This window comes from Mycolicibacter sp. MU0102 (genome assembly GCF_963378105.1).
In the GTDB taxonomy this organism is placed as follows: domain Bacteria; phylum Actinomycetota; class Actinomycetes; order Mycobacteriales; family Mycobacteriaceae; genus Mycobacterium; species Mycobacterium holstebronense.
Map to the genome: position 1 here is coordinate 2,845,416 of NZ_OY726398.1, position 21,419 is coordinate 2,866,834.

Consider the following 21,419-nt stretch of genomic DNA (forward strand, 5'->3'; position numbering starts at 1 on the left):
CGAACTGCTAGAAGTCGAGCCCCAGGAACGCAGCACCCGGGTCCATCAACGCCGAGGCGTCGAAGGCACCGAACAGCCCGCTCAGGTCGAAGTCGCCGAACGGGGTCACGAACGTGTCGGTGATGGTGCTGTCGGCGCCGTCGAGACCGGGGATGGCGGAGTAGACGTTGGCGAAACCGCCACCGAGGCTCAGCACGCTGTACACCGAACCGATCTCAGGCAGGCCAACGGCGTCGCCGTCACCGGGCGTCACACCATCGATGACGAACTCCGTGGTGGTCAGGCCCAACAACTGGGTGACGGTCTCCTGCGCGTGCGCGGTGCCGAGCAGGTCGGTGCCGTCATAGATGTTGAAGTCCTGCGACGTGATCGGGAGCGGGAAGTAGGTGCCCCCGAGGTCGAGGCCGGGGGTGCCGCCGCCGATGTTCAGGAACGGCAGGGCACCGACGGTCTGGAAGACCGGCGTGAACCCCGAGGCGGCGTCGGCGCCGGACCCGGTGAACGGGTCGAAGGTGGTGCCGCCGATGGTGAAAGCGTCCTCGCCCACAGCGCCGTTGCTCAGGGCGCCGAATGCGGCTCCGGGGTCCATCGAGATCCCGGTGGCCATGCCGCTGAACAGCCAGCTCAGGTCCATGCTGCCGAACGGGGTCACGAACGTGTCGGTGATCGTGCCATTCTCGCCCGGGGTGGCGACGTAGACATTCGCGAAACCGCCACCGAAGTTGAACGCGTCGTAGACCGTCCCCACCGCCGGCAAGCCGTCGCCGGTTTCCGAGCCGTCGGTGACGACAAGCTGGGTGTTGGTCAAGCCCAACAGGTTGGTCACATCCACCGCGGTGTTGATGGTGCCGATCTGAGTGGCGTCGTCACCGGTGCCGCTGTACACGTGGAAGTCCTGGGAGGCCAGCCCGTTGCCCTGGTGGCTCGGGTCGCCCAGGGATGCGCCGCCGATGGCCAGCAGCGGCGCCGCGCCGCCGAGCGCGGTGACCGGTGAGAACCCCTCGACCGCGGAGTCGCCGGAACCGGTGAACGGATCCAGCGTGAGGCCACCGATGGCAAAGGCGTCCGCGCCGCCGCCCGACGCTCCGGCCTGCAGCGCGGCGAAGGCGTCGCCCGGCTGCAGCGGGTCCGCCGCGTTGAATCCGGCGAACATCGAGCTCAGGTCCATGCTTCCCCAGGGGGTCACAAAGGTGTCGGTGACCGTCCCGTCCTCGCCCGGCGTAGCGACGTAGACGTTCGCGAAACCCCCGCCGAAGTTGAAGACGTCATAGACCGAGCCTGACGTCGGCAGATCTGCTGCCGATCCGCCGGATGCTGCGGTGACTTCGGTGACGGTGAACTGGGTGTTGGACAGACCCGCCAGGTTGGTGACGACGACGCTGGAGTTAATGCTGCCCAGGCTGGTGCCGTCGGCACCGAACACTTCGAAGTTCTGCGGCGCGGTGGGCAACAGGCCGCCGGGGCTACCGCCACCCAAGGTCAGCAGCGGAGCAGAGCCGGTAAGCGGGTGAACCAGGGAGAACCCCTCCGCGCCGGTGGCGTCGTTGAAGGGATCAAACGTGTATCCGCGGATCGTGAAGGCGTCGGCACCGGTGGCACTCGGCGACACGGCGTCGTCGCCCGGAGCCGCCACGGCGACCGCGGCCTGCAAGAACGCCGCAGTAAGCAGCCCACCCCCGGTGGCCAGACCTGCGGCGATCAGTCGGTAATGCATCATTGTGCGCTTCCCATCTCCGTCGTTTTCCCAAGTCAGTGGATTACACCTACGCGGTCAGGCGTGCGCCACCGGTAACAGCGGGCAAAACGCTACCCGCGAGTAACCTAAATGTATAGATAGGCACTGTAGGTTTTTTCCTGTCAATAAGCTGGACAAATAGAACGCCCCGACGGGCTGGAGCGCGGTTACGCTGAGACAGCAAACCGGACACACCCAGGTGGACTTAGCCGTGACACAGAACTACCCGCCCCGTCCCCCGCGGCCCTACGGCAACGTTGCTCCGCCGCCGCGTCGGCGGCCCGGAGATGTGATCGCCGCAACGCTGCTCGCGGTGCTACTGCTTCTGACGTGCGGCCTGGGTTTGATCTATTCGATGTTCGCCGGGATGGCGACCGACGTGTGTTCCAGTAACCATCGTTGTGACTACAACCTGATCAACGGGGCGTACCTGGTTGCCTGGGGCGGCATTGGCGCGGCGGTGCTCACCACCTTGGCGGGCATGGGTGTCGGCGCGCGCCGAGGGGGCCGCATGGTCGTTTGGCCGGCACTGGGCTGGTTGATCTTCGTGGTCACCTTCGTGGCCGGCGGCTTCCTGTTGAACGCCGGAGTGGACGGCTGAGACCTCGCCGACTAGCCGATCGGCCGAAGGATCCGGCACGGATTTCCGGCCGCGAGCACGCCGGCCGGCAAATCGCGGGTCACCACGCTGCCGGCTCCCACGACCGTGTCGGCTCCAATCGTCACGCCGGGGCACACGATCACCCCTGCCGCCAGCCACACGTTGTCACCAAGGGTGATCGGAGCGGCCGACTCCCAGCCGGCCCGCCGTGCCTCGATGTCATCGATGGGGTGCAGCGCCGTCAGCAGCTGGGCGCGGGGTCCGATCGACACATGGTCCCCGATGGTGATGGGCGCGCAGTCCAGAAAGACCGCGTCGTAATTGACGAAACAGTTGACGCCGATGCTGATGTATATCCCGTAGTCGCAAGAGAATCGGGGCAAAATCTCCGAGTCCGCCCCGAATGATCCAAGCAGTTCGCCCAGCAGCTCACGGCGGCTGTCTTCGTCGTCTGGCCCGGTGGCGTTGAACGCCGCGACCACGCGCTGACATGCCCGCCGGCCGGCGACCAGGTCCGGGTCGTCGGGCCGATACAGGGCCCCGCGCAGCATCCGCTCTCGCTGATCACTCACGCCAGTCGATCCTACGGCCGTCCGGCTCGCACCCAGTGCCCAGACAGTGCCCGCCACCCGACGAACAGCAATCGCAACACCAGAGAAGCGGTCAGCCCGGACCAGATTCCGGCAAGCCCCCAACCGAAGGCCAACGACAGCCACACCAGCGGCAGGAAACCGACGAGCGCGCTGATCACCGTGGCGGTCCGCATGAACGCCGTGTCACCGGCTCCCAGTAGCACCCCGTCGAGGGCGAAAACAATTCCGGCAATGGGCAATTGGGCCACCAGAAACCACCATGGCACCCCGATCGCGGCCAGCACCGCATCATCGTTGGTGAACAATCCCGGCAGCAGGTGCGCACCGAGGGCCAATCCCGCCGCCAGCGCGGCAGCAGCAACCAGGGAGAACACCGTGACCCGGCCGGCCACCGCCTTGGCGTGTCGGACGTCAGATGCGCCCAGCGCCGCACCCACTAACGCCTGCGCGGCGATCGCCAGCGAATCAAGGGCCAACGCCAGGAAGTTGAACAGCTGCAACACGATCTGATGAGCAGCCAACGCTGCGGCCCCGAATCGTGCCGCGACCGCGGCGGCCGAGACGAAGCTGGCCTGAAATGCCAGCGAGCGTGCGATGAGGTCGCGTCCCATGACCAGTTGCGCCCGCAGTACTGCGCCGTCGAGCTTGCATGACACCGGTTCGCAGTACAGGGCACGCAGGAACAACAGCGCGGCAAGCCACTGGCCCACACAGTTAGCCACCGCCGAGCCGGCAAGACCCCAGCGCGGCATGCCCAGCGCGCCGTAGACCAGCAGCGGGCACAACAGCGCCGAAAGCGCGAAGCCGGCCACCACATAACGCGGCGGCCGCGCCGTGTCCTGCACCCCGCGCAGCCATCCGTTGCCCGCCAGCGACACCAGAATTGCCGGAGCACCAAGAATGGCGACCCGCAGCCACGCCCACGCGGCTTGCGCGATGCTGTCGCGTCCGGCGATGGTCGAGACCAGCGGCTCTCCCACCGCCTGCACCGCCAGCACGACGACCACGCCCAGGCCAAGGGCCAGCCAGGTGGCCTGAATACCCTCGGCGACCGCGGCGGAGCGATCGCCGGCACCGAAATGCCGCGACGATCGCGCCGTCGTTCCGTAGGACAGGAAGGTGGCCTGCGAGGCGACCAGACTCAGGACCATCCCGCCGATCGCCAGACCGGCCAGGCCCAGGGCGCCGAGCCGGCCGATGACCGCGGTGTCGAACAACAGATACAGCGGTTCGGCGGCCAACACCACCAGCGCCGGCAGGGCCAGCGCCGCGATCCGTTTGGTGCCGGCGCCGGAATCCTCAGCCAAGGCCGGCGACCAGCCCGGCAACCACGTCCGCTGCCGTGCCGGTGACCGAGTATCCGGCGGCCAGCCGGTGCCCTCCGCCGCCGAATGCCACAGCCACGGCGCTCAGGTCCACCGCCGACTTGGCGCGCATCGACACCGCCCAGCATCCCGGCGCGATCTCCTTGAACACCGCCGCCACCTCGGCCTGCGCGGTGGTGCGCACGATGTCGACGATGCTCTCCACCTCCTCCGGCCGCGCCGCGGTCCACTCGGCATGGTCGACCACCGCATAGACCAGCCCGCGCCCGGCCGCTGCGTCCGGCAGCAGTCGCGCGCCCGCCAGCACCCGCGACAGCATCGTCAGCCATCCGAACGGGTGGGTGTCCATCACGGTCCGGGCGACCGCGGCATTGTCGACTCCGGCGTCCACCAGCCGCGCTGCCAGCCGATGCGCGCGGGGACTGGCCCACCGGAACGACCCGGTGTCGGTGGCCAGCCCCGCATACAGGCAGTGCGCCACGTCCGCATCGATCGGCTCGCCCCAGGCGTCGATCAGTTCTGCCACCATCATGGTCGTCGAATCTGCTGACGCGTCAACGTAATTGGCTGTGCCGAACAACTGATTCGACGCGTGATGGTCGATCACCAGCAGCTCGCGTCCGACCGCCAGCTGCCCCAGCTCCCCGAGCCGATCCGCGCTCGAGACGTCGACGGTCACCACCAGATCGACGTCGCGACGCATCGCGTCGGCAGCGACCAGCAACTCGCCGCCCGGTAACGATTGCAGCGACTGCGGCAACGCCGCCGGCCGGGCGAAACTGACTTCGACCGCCTTGCCGCGCCGTCGCAGGACCGAGGCCAGCGCCAGCCCGGCGCCGATGGTGTCGGCGTCGGGATGCACATGACAGATCACCGCCAGCGTGCTCGCGCCCGCCAGCAGTGCCACGGCTCCGACGGCGTCGACCCGCCGGCCCGTGGGCAGCGGGTCAGTCGCCCGACTGCTCACCGTCACCGCTGTCGTCGGCACCCGCTTGTCCAGGTGCCTCGCGATACGGGTTGGCGTCCCCGACCGGCTTCTTGCCCTCCCGTATCCGGGCCAGGTCGGCGTCGGCGGCTTGGGCTGCGGCCAGCAACTCCGACATCCGATGGGCGGCGTCGGGGACGGTGTCCCGCACGAACGTCAGGGTCGGCGTGAACCGCACCCCGGTGCCTGCGCCCACCTTGGACCGCAGCACCCCCTTGGCGCCCTCCAACGCGGCAGCGGCACCGCCGTAGTTGGGGTCGTCGTCCAGAGATCGGCCCAGCACCGTGTAGTACAGGGTCGCGTCGTGCAGGTCAGCGGTCACCTTCGCGTCGGTGATCGTCACGCCGGCCAGCCGCGGATCCTTGATCTCATACTCGATCGCCGAGGCGACGATCGTGGAGATCCGCTTGGCCAGCCGGCGTGCCCGTGCTGGGTCAGCCACTACGTCCGAGCCTTCTCGACGAGCTCGTAGGCCTGGATGACGTCGCCTTCCTTGATGTCGTTGTAGGTCAGCGTCAAACCACACTCGTAGCCGTCGCGGACCTCGGTGACATCGTCCTTCTCCCGCCGCAGCGAGGAGATCGTGACGGTCTCGGCGATCACCACGTTGTCACGCAGCAACCGCGCCTTGGCGTTGCGGCGCATGATGCCCGAGGTGACCAGGCAGCCCGCGATGTTGCCCACCTTGGAGGAGCGGAACATGGCGCGAATCTCGGCGCGCCCCAGCTCCTTCTCCTCGTAGATCGGCTTGAGCATGCCCTTGAGCGCGCTCTCGATCTCTTCGATGGCCTGGTAGATGACCGAGTAGTACCGGATCTCCACACCCTCGCGGTTGGCCAGCTCGGTGGCCTTGCCCTCCGCGCGCACGTTGAACCCGATGATGATCGCGTCCGACGCCGATGCCAGGTTGACGTTGGTCTCGGTGATGCCACCGACACCGCGGTCGATCACCCGCAGCTGCACCTCGTCGTCGATCTGGATTCCCATCAAGGCCTCTTCCAGCGCCTCGACGGTACCGGCGTTGTCGCCCTTGAGGATCAGGTTCAGCTGGCTGGTTTCCTTCAGCGCCGAGTCCAGGTCCTCCAGCGAGATCCGCTTGCGCGAGCGCGCCGCCAGCGCATTGCGCTTACGCGCGCTGCGCTTGTCGGCGATCTGGCGAGCGATGCGGTCCTCGTCGACCACCAGCAGGTTGTCGCCGGCGCCCGGCACCGAGGTGAACCCGATGACCTGGACGGGCCGCGACGGCAGCGCCTCTTCCACGTCGTCGCCGTGCTCGTCGACCATGCGCCGCACCCGGCCGTAGGCATCGCCGGCCACGATCGAGTCGCCGACCCGCAGCGTGCCGCGCTGGATCAGCACGGTGGCCACCGGACCGCGACCGCGGTCCAGGTGAGCCTCGATCGCCACACCCTGAGCCTCCATGTCGGGGTTGGCCCGCAGGTCCAGGGCGGCGTCGGCGGTCAGCAGAACCGCCTCTTCCAGGGCCGCGATGTTGGTGCCCTGCTTGGCGGAGATGTCGACGAACATGGTGTCGCCGCCGAAGTCCTCGGCAACCAGTCCGTACTCGGTGAGCTGTCCCCGGATCTTGGCCGGGTCGGCACCTTCCTTGTCGATCTTGTTGACCGCCACCACGATCGGCACGTCAGCCGCCTGGGCGTGGTTGATCGCCTCCACCGTCTGGGGCATCACACCGTCGTCGGCGGCCACCACCAGGATCGCGATGTCGGTGGCCTTGGCACCACGGGCACGCATGGCGGTGAACGCCTCGTGACCCGGGGTGTCGATGAACGTGATCAGACGCTCGGAGCCGTCGAAGTCGACCGACACCTGGTAGGCGCCGATGTGCTGGGTGATGCCACCGGCCTCGCCCTCGCGGACGTTGGCCTTGCGGATGGTGTCCAGCAGTCGGGTCTTGCCGTGGTCGACGTGACCCATGACGGTGACCACCGGCGGCCGGCTCTGCAAGTCTTCCTCGCCGCCCTCGTCTTCGCCGTAGGTCAGGTCGAAGGACTCCAGCAGCTCGCGGTCCTCGTCCTCAGGCGAGACGACCTGCACCACGAAGTTCATCTCGCTGCCCAGCAGCTCCAGCGTCTCGTCACCCACCGACTGGGTGGCGGTGACCATCTCACCGAGGTTGAACAGCGCCTGCACCAGGGCAGCCGGGTTCGCGTCGATCTTCTCGGCGAAGTCGCTCAGCGATGCGCCGCGGGCCAGCCGGATGGTCTCGCCGTTGCCGTGCGGCAACCGGACACCACCGACGACCGGGGCCTGCATGTTCTCGTACTCGGCGCGTTTCGCCCGCTTCGACTTGCGTCCGCGCTTGGGTGCACCGCCGGGACGGCCGAAGGCGCCGGCCGCACCGCCGCGCTGGCCGGGACGACCGCCGCCGCCACCGCCGCCGGGGCGACCGCGGAAGCCGCCGGCGCCGGCGCCTGCGGGGGCACCTCCGCCGCCGGGACCGCCGGCCCCGCCGCCGCGGTAGTTACCGCCCGGACCGCCACCGGGACCGCCGGGACGGCCGCCGGGAGCACCGGGTCGGCCACCGCCGCCGGGACGAGGCGGACCGCCGGGACGTGCCGGGCGGCCCTGTGCGCCGAAGTTGCTGGAGCGTCCGGGCATGTTGCCCGGCGTCGCGCCGCCGCCGGGACGCGGCATGCCGGGCCGGGGTGCTCCGCCCGGGCGGGGCGCCTGCGGATGCGGACGCGGGATGGCGCGCTCAACCGGCTGCGCCGACGAGAACGGGTTGTTGCCGACGCGCGGGGTGCGGGCGCCGGGCTTGGGACCGGGTGCTGCCGGCCGGGGGCCGGGAGCGGGCGGAGCCGCCGGGGAGGGTGCTGCCGCTGCCGGCGGCGGGGTCTCGGCCGCGGGCGCGGCCGGAGCCGCTGGAGCTGCCGGAGCCGCCGGCTTTGCGGCGGCGGGAGCGGCGGGCTTTGCGGCCGCACCGTCAGCGGCAGGGGCCGGTGCTGCCGGTGCCGGTGCCGGTTTCGCCGGTCCCGGGGTTGCCGCCGGGGCCGGGGCGGCCTTGGCGGGCGCCGGGGCCGCGGGCGCTTCTGCCTTCGGCGCAGGCTTGCCGCCGCCGAAGGCCTCGCGCAGCCGCCGCGCGACGGGGGCTTCCACGGTTGAGGATGCCGACTTGACGAATTCGCCCTGCTCGCTCAGGCGGGCGAGAACTTCCTTGCTGGTGACACCGAGTTCCTTGGCCAACTCGTGTACGCGGGCCTTTGCCACTACATCTCCTGTCTATGAGGCGACAGCGGTGGTGGGCCGCGCCTCGGGTTTAGCTATGACGCATGGTCATCGGGACTTCACGGTGTGCTCATGTTCTTCGCTACCTGTTCTGTTGCCCGGGGCGGTGAGCCGATCTTCGAATTCTTCGAAGTACTCCTCCACCCCGGATACATCCGGGGAACCGCTGATCCGCAGCGCGCGCACGAATGCCCGTCTCCGAATCGCCGCGTGCAGGCAATCCGATGCGGGATGCAACCACGCACCCCGCCCCGGTTGGTTGCCCGCGCGGTCAATGATCACGGCGCCGTTGCCGTTCTCCGTTGACACCGCGACCACCCGAAGCAATTCGACGGTCAACGCACGTTTCCGGCATCCGACACACGTGCGCACCGGTCCATCTGGGGAACGGTGCGTCCGCGAGGCGGTTGTCGAAATCTCGCGCTGGATCACGGCTCAGTCTACCCATACAACGGCGATGACCCGAACCACCCGAATCCGAACCCGGCGGTTCAGCGAGGCTCGACGCAGGAGAGCCGAAGCTGGAACCGCCGCATGAACCCGGCAGTGCACGTGTGGCGCGCTGGTCGGGTCCCGCTCAGTGCTCCTGGTCGGGTCCCGCTCAGTGCTCTTGCGGCACGCCCTGACCGGCCTCACGCTCGGCGCCGTTGGCGCCGGGTTCCGGGATATCACTGCGGATATCGATGCGCCAGCCGGTCAGCCGGGCCGCCAGCCGGGCATTCTGGCCTTCCTTGCCGATGGCCAATGACAGCTGGAAGTCCGGCACCACCACGCGCGCGGCTCGGGCAGCCTGGTCGATCACGGTCACCGACATCACCTTGGCGGGTGACAGCGCGTTGCCGACGAAGCGCGCCGGGTCCTCGTCATAGTCGATGATGTCGATCTTCTCGCCGGCCAGTTCGCTCATCACGTTGCGGACTCGCTGGCCCATTGGGCCGATGCAGGCGCCCTTGGCGTTGAGCCCGGGAACCTGCGAGGCCACCGCGATCTTTGATCGGTGGCCGGCCTCGCGGGCGACCGCGACGATCTCCACCGACCCATCGGCGATCTCGGGGACCTCCAAGGCGAACAGCTTGCGCACCAGGTTCGGGTGGGTGCGCGACAGCTCGATCCGCGGTTCGCGCAGGCCCCGGGTCACACCGATCACGTAGCAGCGCAGCCGGTCGCCGTGCTCGTAGGCCTCACCGGGTGCCTGCTCTGCGGGGCGGATGACGCCGTCGAAGCCCTTGGCCTCGGTACCGAGTCGCACCACGATGACACCGCGCGCATTCTCCCGCGCGTCGCGCTGGACGACTCCGGCGACGATATCGCCCTCCCGCGCCGAGAATTCGCCGTAGGCCTTCTCGTTCTCGGCGTCCCGAAGCCGCTGCAGGATCACTTGACGGGCCGTGGTCGCCGCGATACGCCCGAAGCCCTCCGGCGTGTCGTCGTATTCGCTGATCACATTGCCGTCGTCGTCGATCTCGCGAGCCAGCACCCGCACCACGCCGCTCTTGCGGTCGACATCGATCACCGCGTCGGCCTGATGACCTTCGGTATGGCGGTACGCGGTGAGCAACGCCGATTTGATCGTGTCCACGACCACGTCAACCGAGATGCCCTTGTCTGCCTCGATCGCATGCAGCGCGGCCATGTCGATGTTCATTGGCGCCACTCCTCTCCGTCCCTATGTCCCCCTAGCCGTTGACCGGCTGGGGGTGCCCCCACCGCATCGTCGCCGGCGCAATTCATGCTCCGGCCTCCGTTCCCGGCTCGGGGGCCTTGATACCCGCTAACTCCAACTCACGTTCGCTCGGCGGCGAGAATTCGACTTGCACCACCGCTCGACTGATTTCGCTCAGTGGCAGACGGCGACGGTTCCAGTCCCGCCCGGCACGCACCACCAGCGTCAGGATCTCGTCATCGACGACGCCCACTCGACCGGTCAGACCTGACCCGTCGGACAGCGTCAGGTCAACTTTGCGACCGTGCGCACGCCGAAAATGCTTGGCGGAGGTCAGCGGCCGGCCCACGCCGGGCGAGCTGACCTCCAGCACGTATTGGTGGTCGAATTCCAAGGTGTCGAGCAATTCCGACGCAGAGCGGGCCAGCGCCGCGGCGGTGTCCAGATCCAGTGGGGTGTCGCCGTCGGCGACCACGGTGATTCGCGGCAGCGGGTCCTGATCGTCGACGACGACGTCTTCGATCTCGAATCCGGCGCGGGTGAACTCAGCATCGAGCAGCTCGATCACCTGCGTCTGGGAAGGTAGCCCGGTGGCCACGGCGAGCTCCTCATCTTGAGTTGTTCAGTCGGCGCGTTCCCACGCGCCAGGCGCGGCCGGGAACCAGTTATCAACGATACGCCGTGGAAAACACAGCCACAGCAAACCGGCAAAAGCGCCCGTCAGCGTACCTTGGCCCGCTCGCGGCCACGTCGCGTCCCTGCCGCACAGTCGCAATGGCAGGATGTCAGGGTGCCCGGCCCCCTGTCCGCCATCGACCGACGGCGCGTGCTCACCGGTGCCGGGATGCTTGCCCTGCTGGCCCTTGCGGCGCCGGCCTGCGGCTCGGCTCCAACGGCGCCCCTCGTCGACGATCTGGAAGCGCAGCGACAGCTGGCACTACGCGACAGCGAGCTGGCCACCGCAGCCGCCACAGCACTGACCGACCCGGAGTCCAAGGCGCTGGCCGCAGCACTGGATCAGGTGTCGCAGGAACGAACCGACCATGCCCGAGCGCTGGCAGCCGAGATCGCCCGCGCCGCCGGAAAGACGCCGGCGGACGAGACCGAAACCAGCACGCCCAGTGCCGCGCCGGACGCGCCCGCTCCGACCGTCTCGCAGGTGATCAACGCGTTGCGGGCCGCCGCGGACAGTGCCGGGAAGCTGGCGGTCGCCTCGTCGGGTTACCGGGCCGGGTTGCTGGCCTCCATCGCCGCGGCCTGCACGGCCTCCTACGCAGTCGCCCTGGTGGTGCAGGCATGACATCTCCCGAGCCCCGCCCGGCGTCGGGCCCCGACGCGGCCCTGACCGATGCCTTGGCCACCGAATACGGAGCCGTCTACGGCTACGGGCTGGTGTCGGCGTACTCGCTGCCGGAATTCAACGATCTGGTGGTCACCACCATCCGTCAGCACCGCGAACGGCGGGACCGCACCATCGCGATCCTGACCAGCCGCTCAGTTGCCGTCCCGCCCGCCGCGGCCGGATATCAGTTGCCCATGCCGGTGACCACGTCCAACGATGCGCTGCGGCTGGCGGTCCGGATGGAGAACGACACCGCGGCGGCGTGGCGCGCGGTCGTCGAACAGACCAGCGATGCCGCCGATCGGGAATTCGCCGCGACCGCGCTCGGCCAGAGCGCCGTGCTGGCCGCGCACTGGAATCGCGCGCTGGGCAATTGGCCGATCACCCAGGCCTTCCCGGGCGGCCCGGACTGAGGGAGACTGACCTCGACCGGGCGAAGGGAGCAGGAATGCTGGTGGTGCATAAGCGTGGTGCCCTGATCGCGACCGTGGTAGCAGCAGGGGTGTTGTTCGGTGCCGGGCCGGCCGCCGCCTGGCCGATCCCCTACACCTCCGAGGACATCAGGTACCTCGATGCAACCCGCGGCAACTTCCCCGGTGACGACGACCAGCTCCTGCTGGCCGGCAAGCAGGTCTGCCGGCAGCTCTACACCGGCCAGTCTGCGGGTTCGGTGACCGACCAGGTCGCAGCGCAGTACGGGGCCAGCCCCGAGCAAGCCGCCATCGTGGTGCGCGCGGCGCGCAGCGCCATGTGCACGCAGGCGCCGGGTTAACTGTCCTGGCCGCGGACCGCGGCCGCGATCTGCCCGGCCAACTCCGCACCGACGGCCAGCTCGCGGGTCTGCCCGGAGAAGCGGTTGCGCAGTTCGACAACGCCGTCGGCCCAGCCGCGGCCCAGCACGGCGATCCACGGCACCCCGATCAACTCGGAGTCTTTGAACTTCACACCCGGTGAGGCCTTCCGGTCGTCGAACAGCACCTCCAGACCAAGCCGGTCCAGTTCGGCGGCCAGTTCGGTCGCGCCCGCGCGCGCGGCGTCGTCCTTGTTGGCGACCACCACGTGTACGTCGAAGGGAGCGACCTGCGGCGGCCAACGCAGGCCCAGCTCGTCATGCTGCTGCTCGGCGATGACGGCCACCAGCCGAGAGACCCCCACGCCGTAGGAACCCATGGTGAGCCGCACCGGACGGCCATCCTCGCCGAGGACGTCGACGGCAAACGCGTCGGTGTACTTGCGGCCGAGCTGGAATATGTGAGCGATCTCGATGCCCCGCGCGCTGACCAGCGGCCCGGCCCCATCCGGCGACGGGTCCCCGTCGCGGACCTCGGCCGCCTCAATGGTGCCGTCGGCATGGAAGTCACGCCCGGCGACCAGCCCCACGACGTGCTTGCCGGGGGCGTCGGCGCCGGTGATCCAGCTGGTGCCGTCCACCACGCGCGGGTCGACCAGGTAGCGCACCCCGTTGTACTGCAGCGCCTTCGGACCGATGTAGCCCTTCACCAGGAACGGGTGTTTGGCGAAGTCACCGTCGCCGAGCAACGCGTACTCGGCCGGTTCGAGCGCCGCGCCGAGCCGCTTCTCATCGATCTCGCGGTCGCCGGGGACCCCGATGGCCAACAGCTCCCATTCGCCGTCGGGCTGGCGGACCTTGAGCAGCACGTTCTTGAGGGTGTCGGCGGCGGTGACGAGGCGACTGAGGCCCAGATCAGCAGAGTTGGCCCAGTCCACCAGGGTGGCGATCGTCGGGGTGTCGCCGGTGTCGTGAACCTGCGGCTCGGCCAAGCCGTCGACCGGTCGGGCCTCGGGGCGGGCGGTGGTCACGGCTTCGACGTTGGCTGCGTAGCCGGACTCGACGCAGCGCACGAAGGTGTCTTCACCGACCGCGCTCTCGGCGAGGAATTCCTCGGAGGCCGATCCGCCCATGGCGCCCGAGACAGCGGAGACGATCACATACCGCACACCGAGCCGGTCGAAGATCTTCTGATAAGCCACCCGGTGCGCGTCATAGGCGGTGGCCAGACCGGCGTCGTCGACGTCGAAGGAATAGGAGTCCTTCATCACGAATTCGCGGCCGCGCAGGATGCCGGCTCGCGGCCGCGCCTCATCGCGGTACTTGGTCTGGATCTGATACAGCACCACCGGGAAATCTTTGTAGGAGCTGTACTCCCCCTTGACCGTCAGGGTGAACAGTTCCTCGTGGGTGGGACCCAGCAGGTAGTCGTTGTCGCGGCGGTCCTTGAGCCGGAACAGGCCATCGCCGTACTCGGTCCAGCGATTGGTGGTCTCATAGGGTGCGCGCGGCAGCAGCGCCGGGAACAGAATCTCCTGGCCACCGATGGCGTTCATCTCCTCGCGGACCACACGCTCGATGTTGCGCAACACCCGCAGGCCGAGCGGCAGCCAGCTATACAGACCGGGTGCGATCGGCCGGATGTAGCCGGCCCGGATCAGCAGCTTGTGGCTGGGGACTTCGGCATCGGCGGGGTCGTCGCGCAGGGTGCGCAGGAACAGTTCGGACATCCGGGTGATCACAGGCCGAGAGCCTATCTTCAGCCGCGAGTAGACGCGGACTTGCCCGGCGCCCCTACAGTTCCCCGGCCTCCACCGCCTCCAGGGTGTGCTGGGCGCGGGCAATCTGTTCGGCCGAGAACCTGATGAACAGTGCCGCCGCACCCACCAGAACGGCGAGCGCGGCCACCCACAGCAGCGAATAGGTGTAGCCGTGGCCGAGGGCATCCAGTTCACTGTCGGTCATGTTCTTCACCGGGCCGGTAGTGCCGCCCAGGTACAGCGTGCGGGAGGTCTGCACGGCCTGGATGATCACCAGCACCACCGGGCCGCCCAAGTTGTAGACCATCAAGGTGACCGCCGACACCGGGCCGATCTCGCGTGGGCCGACGTCGGTCACCGCGCACAGCGGCAGCACCACCGAGATCACGCCGATACCGAATCCGCCGACCACGAACAGCATCACCAGATCGGGGACGTATGGCACGCCACGGTCCAGCGTCGACCCGAACAGCATGGCGCCCCAGACCAGGCTGCCGGCCCCGATGATGAGCCAGCGCGGCGCGATCAGCGCGGCCGCCCAGCTGGTCAAAAGGTTGCCGACACCCATGGCCACCGCAAACGGGATGAAGCAGATACCGGCGCGCAGGGCCGAGTACCCCAGCACGTCTTGAACCAGTAGTCCGATCATCACGCTCACCGTGAGCATCACGCCGCCGGCCATGAAGTACGCCACGAAGGTGGCGACCCGGCTGGGGTTGTCGAACACCGCGGCCGGCACCAACGGGTTGGTGGCGTTGCGTTCGACGAGCAGGAACGCCAGCAGGAACAACGCCGCCGCGATCCCGGCGCCGATCACCCACGGGCTTACCCAGCCCTGGGGCGGGCCCTGGGTGAATACCAGCACCGCCGCGGTGCACCCGCCGGTGGCCAGCAGCGCCCCGGTGAGGTCGAGCCGGAGCCGTTCGGTGTTGGTCTCGGTCAACCGCGTCACGGCGATGGCCACGATGGTGATCCCGATCGGGATGTTGATCAGAAACGCCAGCCGCCACGAGATGACGGTGAGGGCGCCACCGAGCACCAGACCCATGACCGAGCCGATGCCCTGCATGGCTGCCGACACCGCCATCGCCCGGTTCCGGGCCTGCCCGGCCGCGTAGGTCGTCGCGATGAGCGCCAGGCCGGTCGGTGCGGCAACCGCGGCCCCAATGCCCTGGACCGCCCGGGCGGCGATCAAGGTGGCCGAGTCGGTGGCCACTCCGCAGACCAGCGAAGCGATAGTGAACAACCCGACCCCGGAGACGAACGCCCGCTTCTGTCCGATGGCGTCGCCCACCCGGCCACCGAGTAGCAGCAGGCCGCCGAAGGTCAGTACGTAGGCGGTGATGACCCAGCTCTTGGCGGCGTCGGACAGATCAAGGTCGGCCTGCATCCGCGGCAACGCCACTATGACGATGGTGCCGTCCAGCGTCGACATCAGTTGCATGCCGGTGATCGCCACGATGGCGATACCGAGCACGTTGGACGACAACGACCGGCCGGCCGACTGGGATTCCCCCGGCGCGGCCATAGCAGGTCAGCTTAGCTACCGACGGACCCGTCAGCGCGGCGTCCGGGCGAAGTCACATGGCGCCGAAGGCGTCCTGCACATCCTGGGCATGCGCGACCTGCTGGGCGGTGTAACCGATCAGCAGGGAGATCCCACCGACCAGGACCGCCACGGCGGCAATCCACAGCAGTCCGTAGGTGTAGCCGGAATCCAACGCGGCGATCTGCGCGGGATTCATGGTTTTGACCGGCATGTTGGTGCCGCCGAGGTACAGAGTGCGCGAGGTGATGACGGCCTGGATGACCGCCAGCACGATCGGCCCGCCCAGGTTCTGCAGCATCAGTGCGATCGCCGAAGTCGGGCCGATCTGGTCGAAGCCCACGCCGGCGATCGCCGACAGGGTCAATGGCACCACGATCACGCCGATCCCGAGCCCACCGAGCACGATCAACGTGACGAAGTTCGGGAAGTACGGAAGATTCCGGTTGATCGTCGAGCCGTAGATCATCGCGCCCAGCAAGACGACGCCACCGGCGATCACCAGCACTCGGGGCGGAAAGCGGCGCACCAGTTGGGAGGACAGACCCAGTCCGATGCCCAGCCCGATCACGAACGGGATAAATCCCACGCCGGCACGCAAGGCCGAGTAGCCCATCAAATCCTGTACGTACAGACCGATGGTCACGGTCAAGGTGAACAGCACGCCGCCGGCGAGGAAGATCGCCGCGAAGGTCAGCAGCCGGTTGCGGTCGCGGAACAGGCTGAACGGCACCACCGGATTCTCGGCAGTGCGCTCCACCACGGCGAACGCCAGCAACGCCACGACCGCGACCACAGCGGAGCCGATGGTGATCACCGAGATCCAGCCCTTCTCCGGGCCGATCGTGAACGCGAACACCGCCGCCGTGCAGCCCATGGTCGCCAGCAGGGCACCTGCGGCGTCCAGTTTCATCCGCTCCCGGTGGGTCTCGGTCAATGCGGTGCGGGCCAGGTAGACCATCAGCAGGCCGATGGGCACGTTGATCCCGAACGCCAGCCGCCATGACACCTCGGTCAGCGCGCCGCCGACCACCAGGCCCATCACCGACCCGACGGCGGTCATGGCTCCGAATATCGCGGTGGCGGCATTACGGGCAGGCCCCTTCGGGAAGGTGGTGGCAATCAGCGCCAGCGCCGTCGGAGAGGCGATGGCCGAGCCGACACCCTGCAGGAGCCGTGCGATAACCAAGGTGGGGGCGTCCCAGGCCACGGCGCACAGCACCGACGCGATGGTGAACAGCGTGACCCCGCTGATGAAGGTGCGCTTGCGGCCGATGGTGTCGCCGAGTCGGCCGCCGAGCAGCATCAGGCCGCCGAAGGTCAGCACGTACGCACTGATCACCCAGCCGCGTCCCGCGTCGGACAAGCCCAGGTCGTCCTGGATCTTAGGAAGCGCGACGATAGCGACAGTGCTGTCCATGGTCGCCAGTAGCTGCATGCCACCGATGGCGATCACGGCGTAGATGAAGCGACGAGAAGGCAGCCAGGACGACACATACTTGCTGGTCCAGCTCACGAGATCGGAGCCGGTACGTCCAGGGGGAACCGCCCCGGCCGCACCCTCGGACCACTGCGCGCTCGCCCGCCCTGCATCATCGAGTGCAGTCATAACGGGCTACCCTACAGTAATATTAAGAGCTGTTTAAACCCCGAAGCCTGCGACGGCCCCGATAATCACGATCGCGGGAGGTCGGATGCCTTCCGCGCGGATTTTCTCGGGCGCGTCGGCCAGGGTCGCCCGCAGCGTGTGCTGGGCCGGCGTGGTGCCGTGCTGCACCACCAGAACCGGTGTATCCGCAGGTCGACCGCCCTTTTGCAGCACGGCGCTGAATTGCTCGATGCGTTCGACAGCCATCAGCAAAACGATGGTTCCGCGCATTGCCGCCAGGGCATCCCAATTCACTAACGATTCGGGATCGTCGGGCGCAACGTGCCCGCTGACCACCACAAATTCGTGGTTCACGGCCCGATGGGTGACCGGCACACCGGCCAAGGCCGGGACCGCTATGGCACTGGTCACACCCGGCACAACCGTCACCGGGATCCCGGCGTCGGCACAGGCCAGCACCTCTTCATAGCCGCGCGCGAACACGAACGGGTCGCCGCCCTTGAGGCGCACCACGAACTTGCCGGCTTTGGCGCGTTCGATCATCAGCGCGTTGATGGCGTCCTGCGCCATGGCCCGCCCGTAGGGGATCTTGGCGGCGTCGATGACTTCGACGGTCGGGGACAGTTCGGCGAGCAGCTCCGGCGGCGCGAGCCGGTCGGCCACCACGACGTCGGCGTGCGCGAGCATGCGACGACCGCGCACCGTGATCAGCTCCGGATCGCCTGGTCCGCCGCCCACCAGCGCCACACCGCCGCGCACCACATCGGGGGCTGCCTCGGCGTCCACGGTGATGGTGCCGTTCTGCAGGGCCTCCCGGATCGCCGAGCGGATCGCCGCCGACCGGTTGTGCTCGCCGCCGGCCAACACTCCCACCGACAGTCCGGAGTAACCGAAGGTAGCCGGGGTGACCGCGGATCCCTCGACGGCCAGATCCGCGCGCACACAGAAGATCTGGCGACGGTCGGCCTCAGCCACGATGGCGGCGTTGACCTCCGGGTCGTTGGTGGCCGCGATCGCGTACCAGGCATCGGCCAGGTCCCCGTCGCGGTAGCTGCGCGAGACCAGCGTGATGCCGGGCTTGCGCTCCCCCAGCGCTTCGACCGCCGGGGTGGCGCTGGGTGCGATCACCAGCACCTGCGCACCGCTGTCCACCAACAGCGGAAGACGTCGCTGCGCGACGCTTCCCGCGCCCACGACAACAACCTTGCGGCCGGCCAGCCGTAAACCGGCCAGGTAGGGGTTCTCGGTCACCCGATAACTCTAGTGGCGACCGTCAGCGCGGCGAAGCCGGGCGCAACGGGTCGCCACCATCAACCCCCGCGTCGATCAGCCGAGCTGAAGTTGCCGGCTGCCCCACTCCCACACCTGCTCGAACAACGTGGGTTCGTCGGACAGTCGCGTACCTAGCGACGGCACCATCTCTTTGAGCGTCGGCAGCCAGTCGGCGAACTTGCCGGCGAAACAGCGCGCCAGCACCTCCAGCATGGCCGGCACCGCGGTCGAAGCCCCCGGCGAGGCGCCGAGCAGTCCCGCGATGCTGCCGTCGCCGGCGCTGACGATCGTGGTGTTGAAATCGAGCTGTCCGTGGCGAATCACCTGCACCCGTTGGCCGGCCCGGATCTCGTGCCAGTCCGCGTGATCCGCATCCGGCAGGAACTCCCGCAGTGCCTGGACCCGGGTGCCGTGGGTCCGCCGCAGTTGGCCGAGCAGGTACCCGACCAGTTCACGCTCTCGGATCCCGGCGCCCAGCAGCGACCTGACGTTGTCGAAGCGGACCGATCTCGGTAGATCCGTGGCTCGACCGTGCTTGAGAAACTTCGGCGACCAACCGGCAAATGGTCCGAACAGCAGCGACGACGAACCGTTGACCATCCGGGCGTCCAGGTGCGGGGCGGTCGTCGACGGCGCGCCTGGAACCGGGGCGCCGTACACCTTGGCTCGGTGTGCGGCGGTGAGCTCGGCGGCCCCGCAGCGCAGGAATACCCCGCCGATCGGGAAACCGCCGAAGCCACGCACTTCGGGGATCCCCGAGCGCTGCAGCAAGCCCAGGGTCGCTCCCCCGGCGCCGAGAAAGACGAATTTAGCGTTGAGTCTTCGGGTTTCGCCGGTTCGGCGGTTGGCCAGAACCAATGTCCAGCTGGCGTCGGACTCTCGGCGCAGCGCGCGCACCTCGTGACCGAAATGCACGGCGGTGCCGTGGCGCACCCCGTAGCCGATCAGCTGGCTCGTCAGCGCGCCAAAGTCGACGTCCGTGCCGTGCGGAGCCCAGTCCAGGGCCACCGGCACCTTGCGGTCTCTGCCGGTGGCCATCGCGGGCAGGCGCGCGGCGAACTCGCCGAAGTCAGTGATGAAGTCGGTTCCGGCGAACAGCGGGTTGTCGGACAGCGCACGATGACGCCGTCGCAGGTAGTCCACGCCGTCGGCGCCGTGTACGAAGCTCACGTGCGGGATCGGGTGCACGAAGTCACGCGGATCCTCCAGCAGACCGTTCTGCACGGCATAGGCCCAGAACTGCCGGGTCACCTGGAACTGCTCGTTGACCCGCACCGCTTTGGCGATGTCGATCGAGCCGTCGGGCCGCTGCGGGGTGTAGAACAGCTCGCACAGTCCAGCGTGGCCGGTGCCGGCGTTGTTCCACGGATCGCTGCTCTCGCCGGCTGCGGAATCCAACCGTTCGACGACGGTGATCGCGGCACCCGGTTCCAGCCGGCGCAGCATCGCCCCCAAGGTGGCGCTCATGATGCCCGCGCCGATCAGCGCTACGTCGGTCATCTCGGTCTGAGCCGATGGGGACACGCCATCAGATTAGCCCGCACACCGTTTAGGCTGACGCAATGGAGAGCTACGACCTGGCGATCATCGGAACCGGTTCGGGCAACAGCATTCTCGACGAGCGCTACGCGAACAAGCGGGTGGCGATCTGCGAACAGGGCACTTTCGGCGGCACCTGCCTCAATGTGGGCTGCATCCCGACCAAGATGTTCGTCTACGCCGCCGAGGTCGCCAAGACGGTGACCGAAGCGTCGCGCTACGGCATTGATGCCCACATCGACGGTGTGCGCTGGGACGAGATCGTCTCGCGGGTATTCGGGCGGATCGACCCGATCGCCGCAGGCGGTGAGCAGTATCGCCGCAGCCTGCCGAACGTGGACGTCTACGGCGAGCACACCCGATTCGGGCCGGTGGGCTCCGACGGCCGCTACTTGCTGCTCACCGCGGGAGGTGAACAGTTCAGCGCCGAGCAGGTAGTGATCGCCGCCGGGTCACGCTCGGCGATCCCGCCCGCCATCGCCGACAGCGGGGCGCGCTACTACACCAGCGACGACATCATGCGGATCGCCGAGCTGCCCGAGCATCTGGTGATCGTGGGCGGGGGCTTCATCGCCGCCGAGTTCGCCCACGTGTTCTCCGCCTTGGGTGTCCGGGTCACGGTGGTGATCCGCGGCTCGACATTGCTGCGGCACTGCGACGAGACAGTAGCGGAACGGTTCACCCGGATCGCCGCGGCCAAGTGGGAGCTGCGTACGCACTGCAACGTGGTCGCGGCGCGCAACGATGGGAGCGGTGTCGTCGTGGAGCTCGACGACGGCTCGGTTCTGCGGGCCGACGCGATGCTGGTCGCCACCGGGCGGGTGCCCAACGGCGACTTGTTGGACGCCGAGCAGGCCGGTGTCACCATCGCCGGCGGGCGGGTAAGCGTCGACAAATACCAACGAACCTCGGCGCGCGGCGTTTTCGCGCTCGGCGATGTGTCTTCACCGTATGAGCTCAAGCATGTCGCCAACCACGAAGCCAGGGTGGTGCAACACAACCTGCTGTGCGACTGGGATGACGTGGACTCGATGCGGATCACCGACCACCGCTATGTTCCGGCCGCGGTCTTCACCGATCCGCAGATCGCCGCGGTCGGCTTGACCGAAACACAGGCATTGGCAAAGGGTCTCGACATCTCGGTGAAGATCCAGGATTACAGTGACGTCGCCTACGGCTGGGCGATGGAGGACAGCACCGGATTTGCCAAACTCATCGCCGAACGCGGCACCGGACGGCTGCTTGGCGCGCACATCATGGGCTACCAGGCGTCGTCGATCATCCAACCGCTGATCCAGGCGATGAGTTTCGGTCTCACCGCGCCGGAGATGGCCCGCGGTCAATACTGGATCCACCCGGCGCTGCCCGAGGTCGTCGAGAACGCGCTGCTTGGGCTGGAGTGAAAGGACCGCA

General features: G+C 68.3%; 19 protein-coding genes. 5 read left to right on the top strand and 14 right to left on the bottom strand.

The window, feature by feature from the left end:
• Window positions 1–7 precede the first annotated feature (7 nt).
• The gene (locus RCP37_RS13320) at window positions 8–1,717 is read right to left on the bottom strand and encodes a hypothetical protein (protein WP_308483562.1); all 1,710 of its coding nucleotides are present in this window, start codon (window positions 1,715–1,717) and stop codon (window positions 8–10) included.
• A 229-nt stretch (window positions 1,718–1,946) separates the two neighbouring features.
• On the opposite strand from RCP37_RS13320, the gene RCP37_RS13325 reads away from it, so the two are divergent.
• A complete protein-coding gene (locus tag RCP37_RS13325; RefSeq protein ID WP_308483563.1) occupies window positions 1,947–2,336 on the top strand; it encodes a hypothetical protein in 390 nt (129 codons plus the stop codon).
• A gap of 11 nt (window positions 2,337–2,347) precedes the next feature.
• On the opposite strand, the gene RCP37_RS13330 is transcribed toward RCP37_RS13325, so the two are convergent.
• The 8 genes from RCP37_RS13330 to rimP all read right to left on the bottom strand — a co-directional run bounded on the left by RCP37_RS13330 (window position 2,348) and on the right by rimP (window position 10,746).
• Complete coding sequence (locus tag RCP37_RS13330; protein WP_373693183.1) at window positions 2,348–2,887, bottom strand: sugar O-acetyltransferase; 540 nt, start codon at window positions 2,885–2,887, stop codon at window positions 2,348–2,350.
• Window positions 2,888–2,919: 32 nt separating this feature from the next.
• Window positions 2,920–4,236: an MATE family efflux transporter gene (locus tag RCP37_RS13335; protein WP_308483565.1), complete on the bottom strand. Its 1,317-nt coding sequence runs from the start codon at window positions 4,234–4,236 to the stop codon at window positions 2,920–2,922.
• Entirely contained in the window at window positions 4,229–5,221 is a 993-nt protein-coding gene (locus RCP37_RS13340; protein ID WP_373693016.1) for a DHH family phosphoesterase, read from the bottom strand. Before RCP37_RS13340 ends, RCP37_RS13335 begins: the two co-directional genes overlap by 8 nt.
• On the bottom strand, window positions 5,202–5,681 hold the full coding sequence (gene rbfA / locus RCP37_RS13345; RefSeq protein ID WP_065040160.1) for a 30S ribosome-binding factor RbfA: 480 nt from the start codon (window positions 5,679–5,681) through the stop codon (window positions 5,202–5,204). The genes RCP37_RS13340 and rbfA overlap by 20 nt, the downstream gene beginning before the upstream one ends.
• Entirely contained in the window at window positions 5,681–8,467 is a 2,787-nt protein-coding gene (gene infB, locus RCP37_RS13350; RefSeq protein ID WP_308483566.1) for a translation initiation factor IF-2, read from the bottom strand. The genes rbfA and infB overlap by 1 nt, the downstream gene beginning before the upstream one ends.
• A 66-nt stretch (window positions 8,468–8,533) precedes the next feature.
• Entirely contained in the window at window positions 8,534–8,824 is a 291-nt protein-coding gene (locus RCP37_RS13355; RefSeq protein ID WP_308483567.1) for a YlxR family protein, read from the bottom strand.
• Window positions 8,825–9,086: 262 nt separating this feature from the next.
• Window positions 9,087–10,130 carry a transcription termination factor NusA gene (gene nusA / locus RCP37_RS13360; RefSeq protein WP_308483568.1) on the bottom strand — a complete coding sequence of 348 codons (1,044 nt, stop codon included), beginning with the start codon at window positions 10,128–10,130 and terminating at the stop codon, window positions 9,087–9,089.
• Window positions 10,131–10,212: 82 nt separating this feature from the next.
• Window positions 10,213–10,746, bottom strand: coding sequence for a ribosome maturation factor RimP (rimP, locus tag RCP37_RS13365; protein ID WP_308483569.1), 534 nt, complete (start codon window positions 10,744–10,746; stop codon window positions 10,213–10,215).
• A 246-nt stretch (window positions 10,747–10,992) separates the two neighbouring features.
• Here rimP and RCP37_RS13370 point away from each other — a divergent pair, with 246 nt between their 5' ends.
• From RCP37_RS13370 to RCP37_RS13380, 3 genes are read left to right on the top strand one after another with little or no spacing between them, the layout of a single operon-like run.
• The gene (locus tag RCP37_RS13370) at window positions 10,993–11,448 is read left to right on the top strand and encodes a hypothetical protein (RefSeq protein ID WP_308487079.1); all 456 of its coding nucleotides are present in this window, start codon (window positions 10,993–10,995) and stop codon (window positions 11,446–11,448) included.
• Entirely contained in the window at window positions 11,445–11,903 is a 459-nt protein-coding gene (locus tag RCP37_RS13375; protein WP_308483570.1) for a ferritin-like domain-containing protein, read from the top strand. Before RCP37_RS13370 ends, RCP37_RS13375 begins: the two co-directional genes overlap by 4 nt.
• 35 nt (window positions 11,904–11,938) lie before the next feature.
• The gene (locus RCP37_RS13380; protein WP_308483571.1) at window positions 11,939–12,262 is read left to right on the top strand and encodes a DUF732 domain-containing protein; all 324 of its coding nucleotides are present in this window, start codon (window positions 11,939–11,941) and stop codon (window positions 12,260–12,262) included.
• On the opposite strand, the gene RCP37_RS13385 is transcribed toward RCP37_RS13380, so the two are convergent.
• The 5 genes from RCP37_RS13385 to mqo all read right to left on the bottom strand — a co-directional run bounded on the left by RCP37_RS13385 (window position 12,259) and on the right by mqo (window position 19,967).
• On the bottom strand, window positions 12,259–14,022 hold the full coding sequence (locus RCP37_RS13385; protein ID WP_308483572.1) for a proline--tRNA ligase: 1,764 nt from the start codon (window positions 14,020–14,022) through the stop codon (window positions 12,259–12,261). The genes RCP37_RS13380 and RCP37_RS13385 overlap by 4 nt on opposite strands.
• Window positions 14,023–14,074: 52 nt before the next feature.
• Window positions 14,075–15,568: an MFS transporter gene (locus tag RCP37_RS13390; RefSeq protein WP_308483573.1), complete on the bottom strand. Its 1,494-nt coding sequence runs from the start codon at window positions 15,566–15,568 to the stop codon at window positions 14,075–14,077.
• Window positions 15,569–15,620: 52 nt separating this feature from the next.
• The gene (locus RCP37_RS13395) at window positions 15,621–17,024 is read right to left on the bottom strand and encodes an MFS transporter (protein WP_373693184.1); all 1,404 of its coding nucleotides are present in this window, start codon (window positions 17,022–17,024) and stop codon (window positions 15,621–15,623) included.
• Window positions 17,025–17,228: 204 nt separating this feature from the next.
• Entirely contained in the window at window positions 17,229–18,446 is a 1,218-nt protein-coding gene (cobA, locus tag RCP37_RS13400) for a uroporphyrinogen-III C-methyltransferase (RefSeq protein ID WP_308483575.1), read from the bottom strand.
• A 75-nt stretch (window positions 18,447–18,521) separates the two neighbouring features.
• Window positions 18,522–19,967, bottom strand: a complete 1,446-nt coding sequence (mqo, locus tag RCP37_RS13405; protein WP_308487080.1) for a malate dehydrogenase (quinone) — start codon at window positions 19,965–19,967, stop codon at window positions 18,522–18,524.
• 62 nt (window positions 19,968–20,029) lie between these two features.
• On the opposite strand from mqo, the gene mtr reads away from it, so the two are divergent.
• Window positions 20,030–21,409 carry a mycothione reductase gene (mtr, locus tag RCP37_RS13410; RefSeq protein ID WP_308483576.1) on the top strand — a complete coding sequence of 460 codons (1,380 nt, stop codon included), beginning with the start codon at window positions 20,030–20,032 and terminating at the stop codon, window positions 21,407–21,409.
• Window positions 21,410–21,419: the final 10 nt, after the last annotated feature.

Excerpts from the sequence above, each read along its gene's own strand:
- RCP37_RS13375 (WP_308483570.1), top strand. The coding sequence starts at position 11,445 with ATGACATCTCCCGAGCCCCGCCCGGCGTCGGGCCCCGACGCGGCCCTG.
- RCP37_RS13395 (WP_373693184.1), bottom strand. The coding sequence starts at position 17,024 with ATGCAGCTACTGGCGACCATGGACAGCACTGTCGCTATCGTCGCGCTT.
- RCP37_RS13320 (WP_308483562.1), bottom strand. The coding sequence starts at position 1,717 with ATGATGCATTACCGACTGATCGCCGCAGGTCTGGCCACCGGGGGTGGG.
- nusA (WP_308483568.1), bottom strand. The coding sequence starts at position 10,130 with ATGAACATCGACATGGCCGCGCTGCATGCGATCGAGGCAGACAAGGGC.
- RCP37_RS13390 (WP_308483573.1), bottom strand. The coding sequence starts at position 15,568 with ATGGCCGCGCCGGGGGAATCCCAGTCGGCCGGCCGGTCGTTGTCGTCC.
- mqo (WP_308487080.1), bottom strand. The coding sequence starts at position 19,967 with ATGACCGACGTAGCGCTGATCGGCGCGGGCATCATGAGCGCCACCTTG.
- RCP37_RS13380 (WP_308483571.1), top strand. The coding sequence starts at position 11,939 with ATGCTGGTGGTGCATAAGCGTGGTGCCCTGATCGCGACCGTGGTAGCA.
- RCP37_RS13370 (WP_308487079.1), top strand. The coding sequence starts at position 10,993 with ATGCTTGCCCTGCTGGCCCTTGCGGCGCCGGCCTGCGGCTCGGCTCCA.
- mtr (WP_308483576.1), top strand. The coding sequence starts at position 20,030 with ATGGAGAGCTACGACCTGGCGATCATCGGAACCGGTTCGGGCAACAGC.
- RCP37_RS13330 (WP_373693183.1), bottom strand. The coding sequence starts at position 2,887 with ATGCTGCGCGGGGCCCTGTATCGGCCCGACGACCCGGACCTGGTCGCC.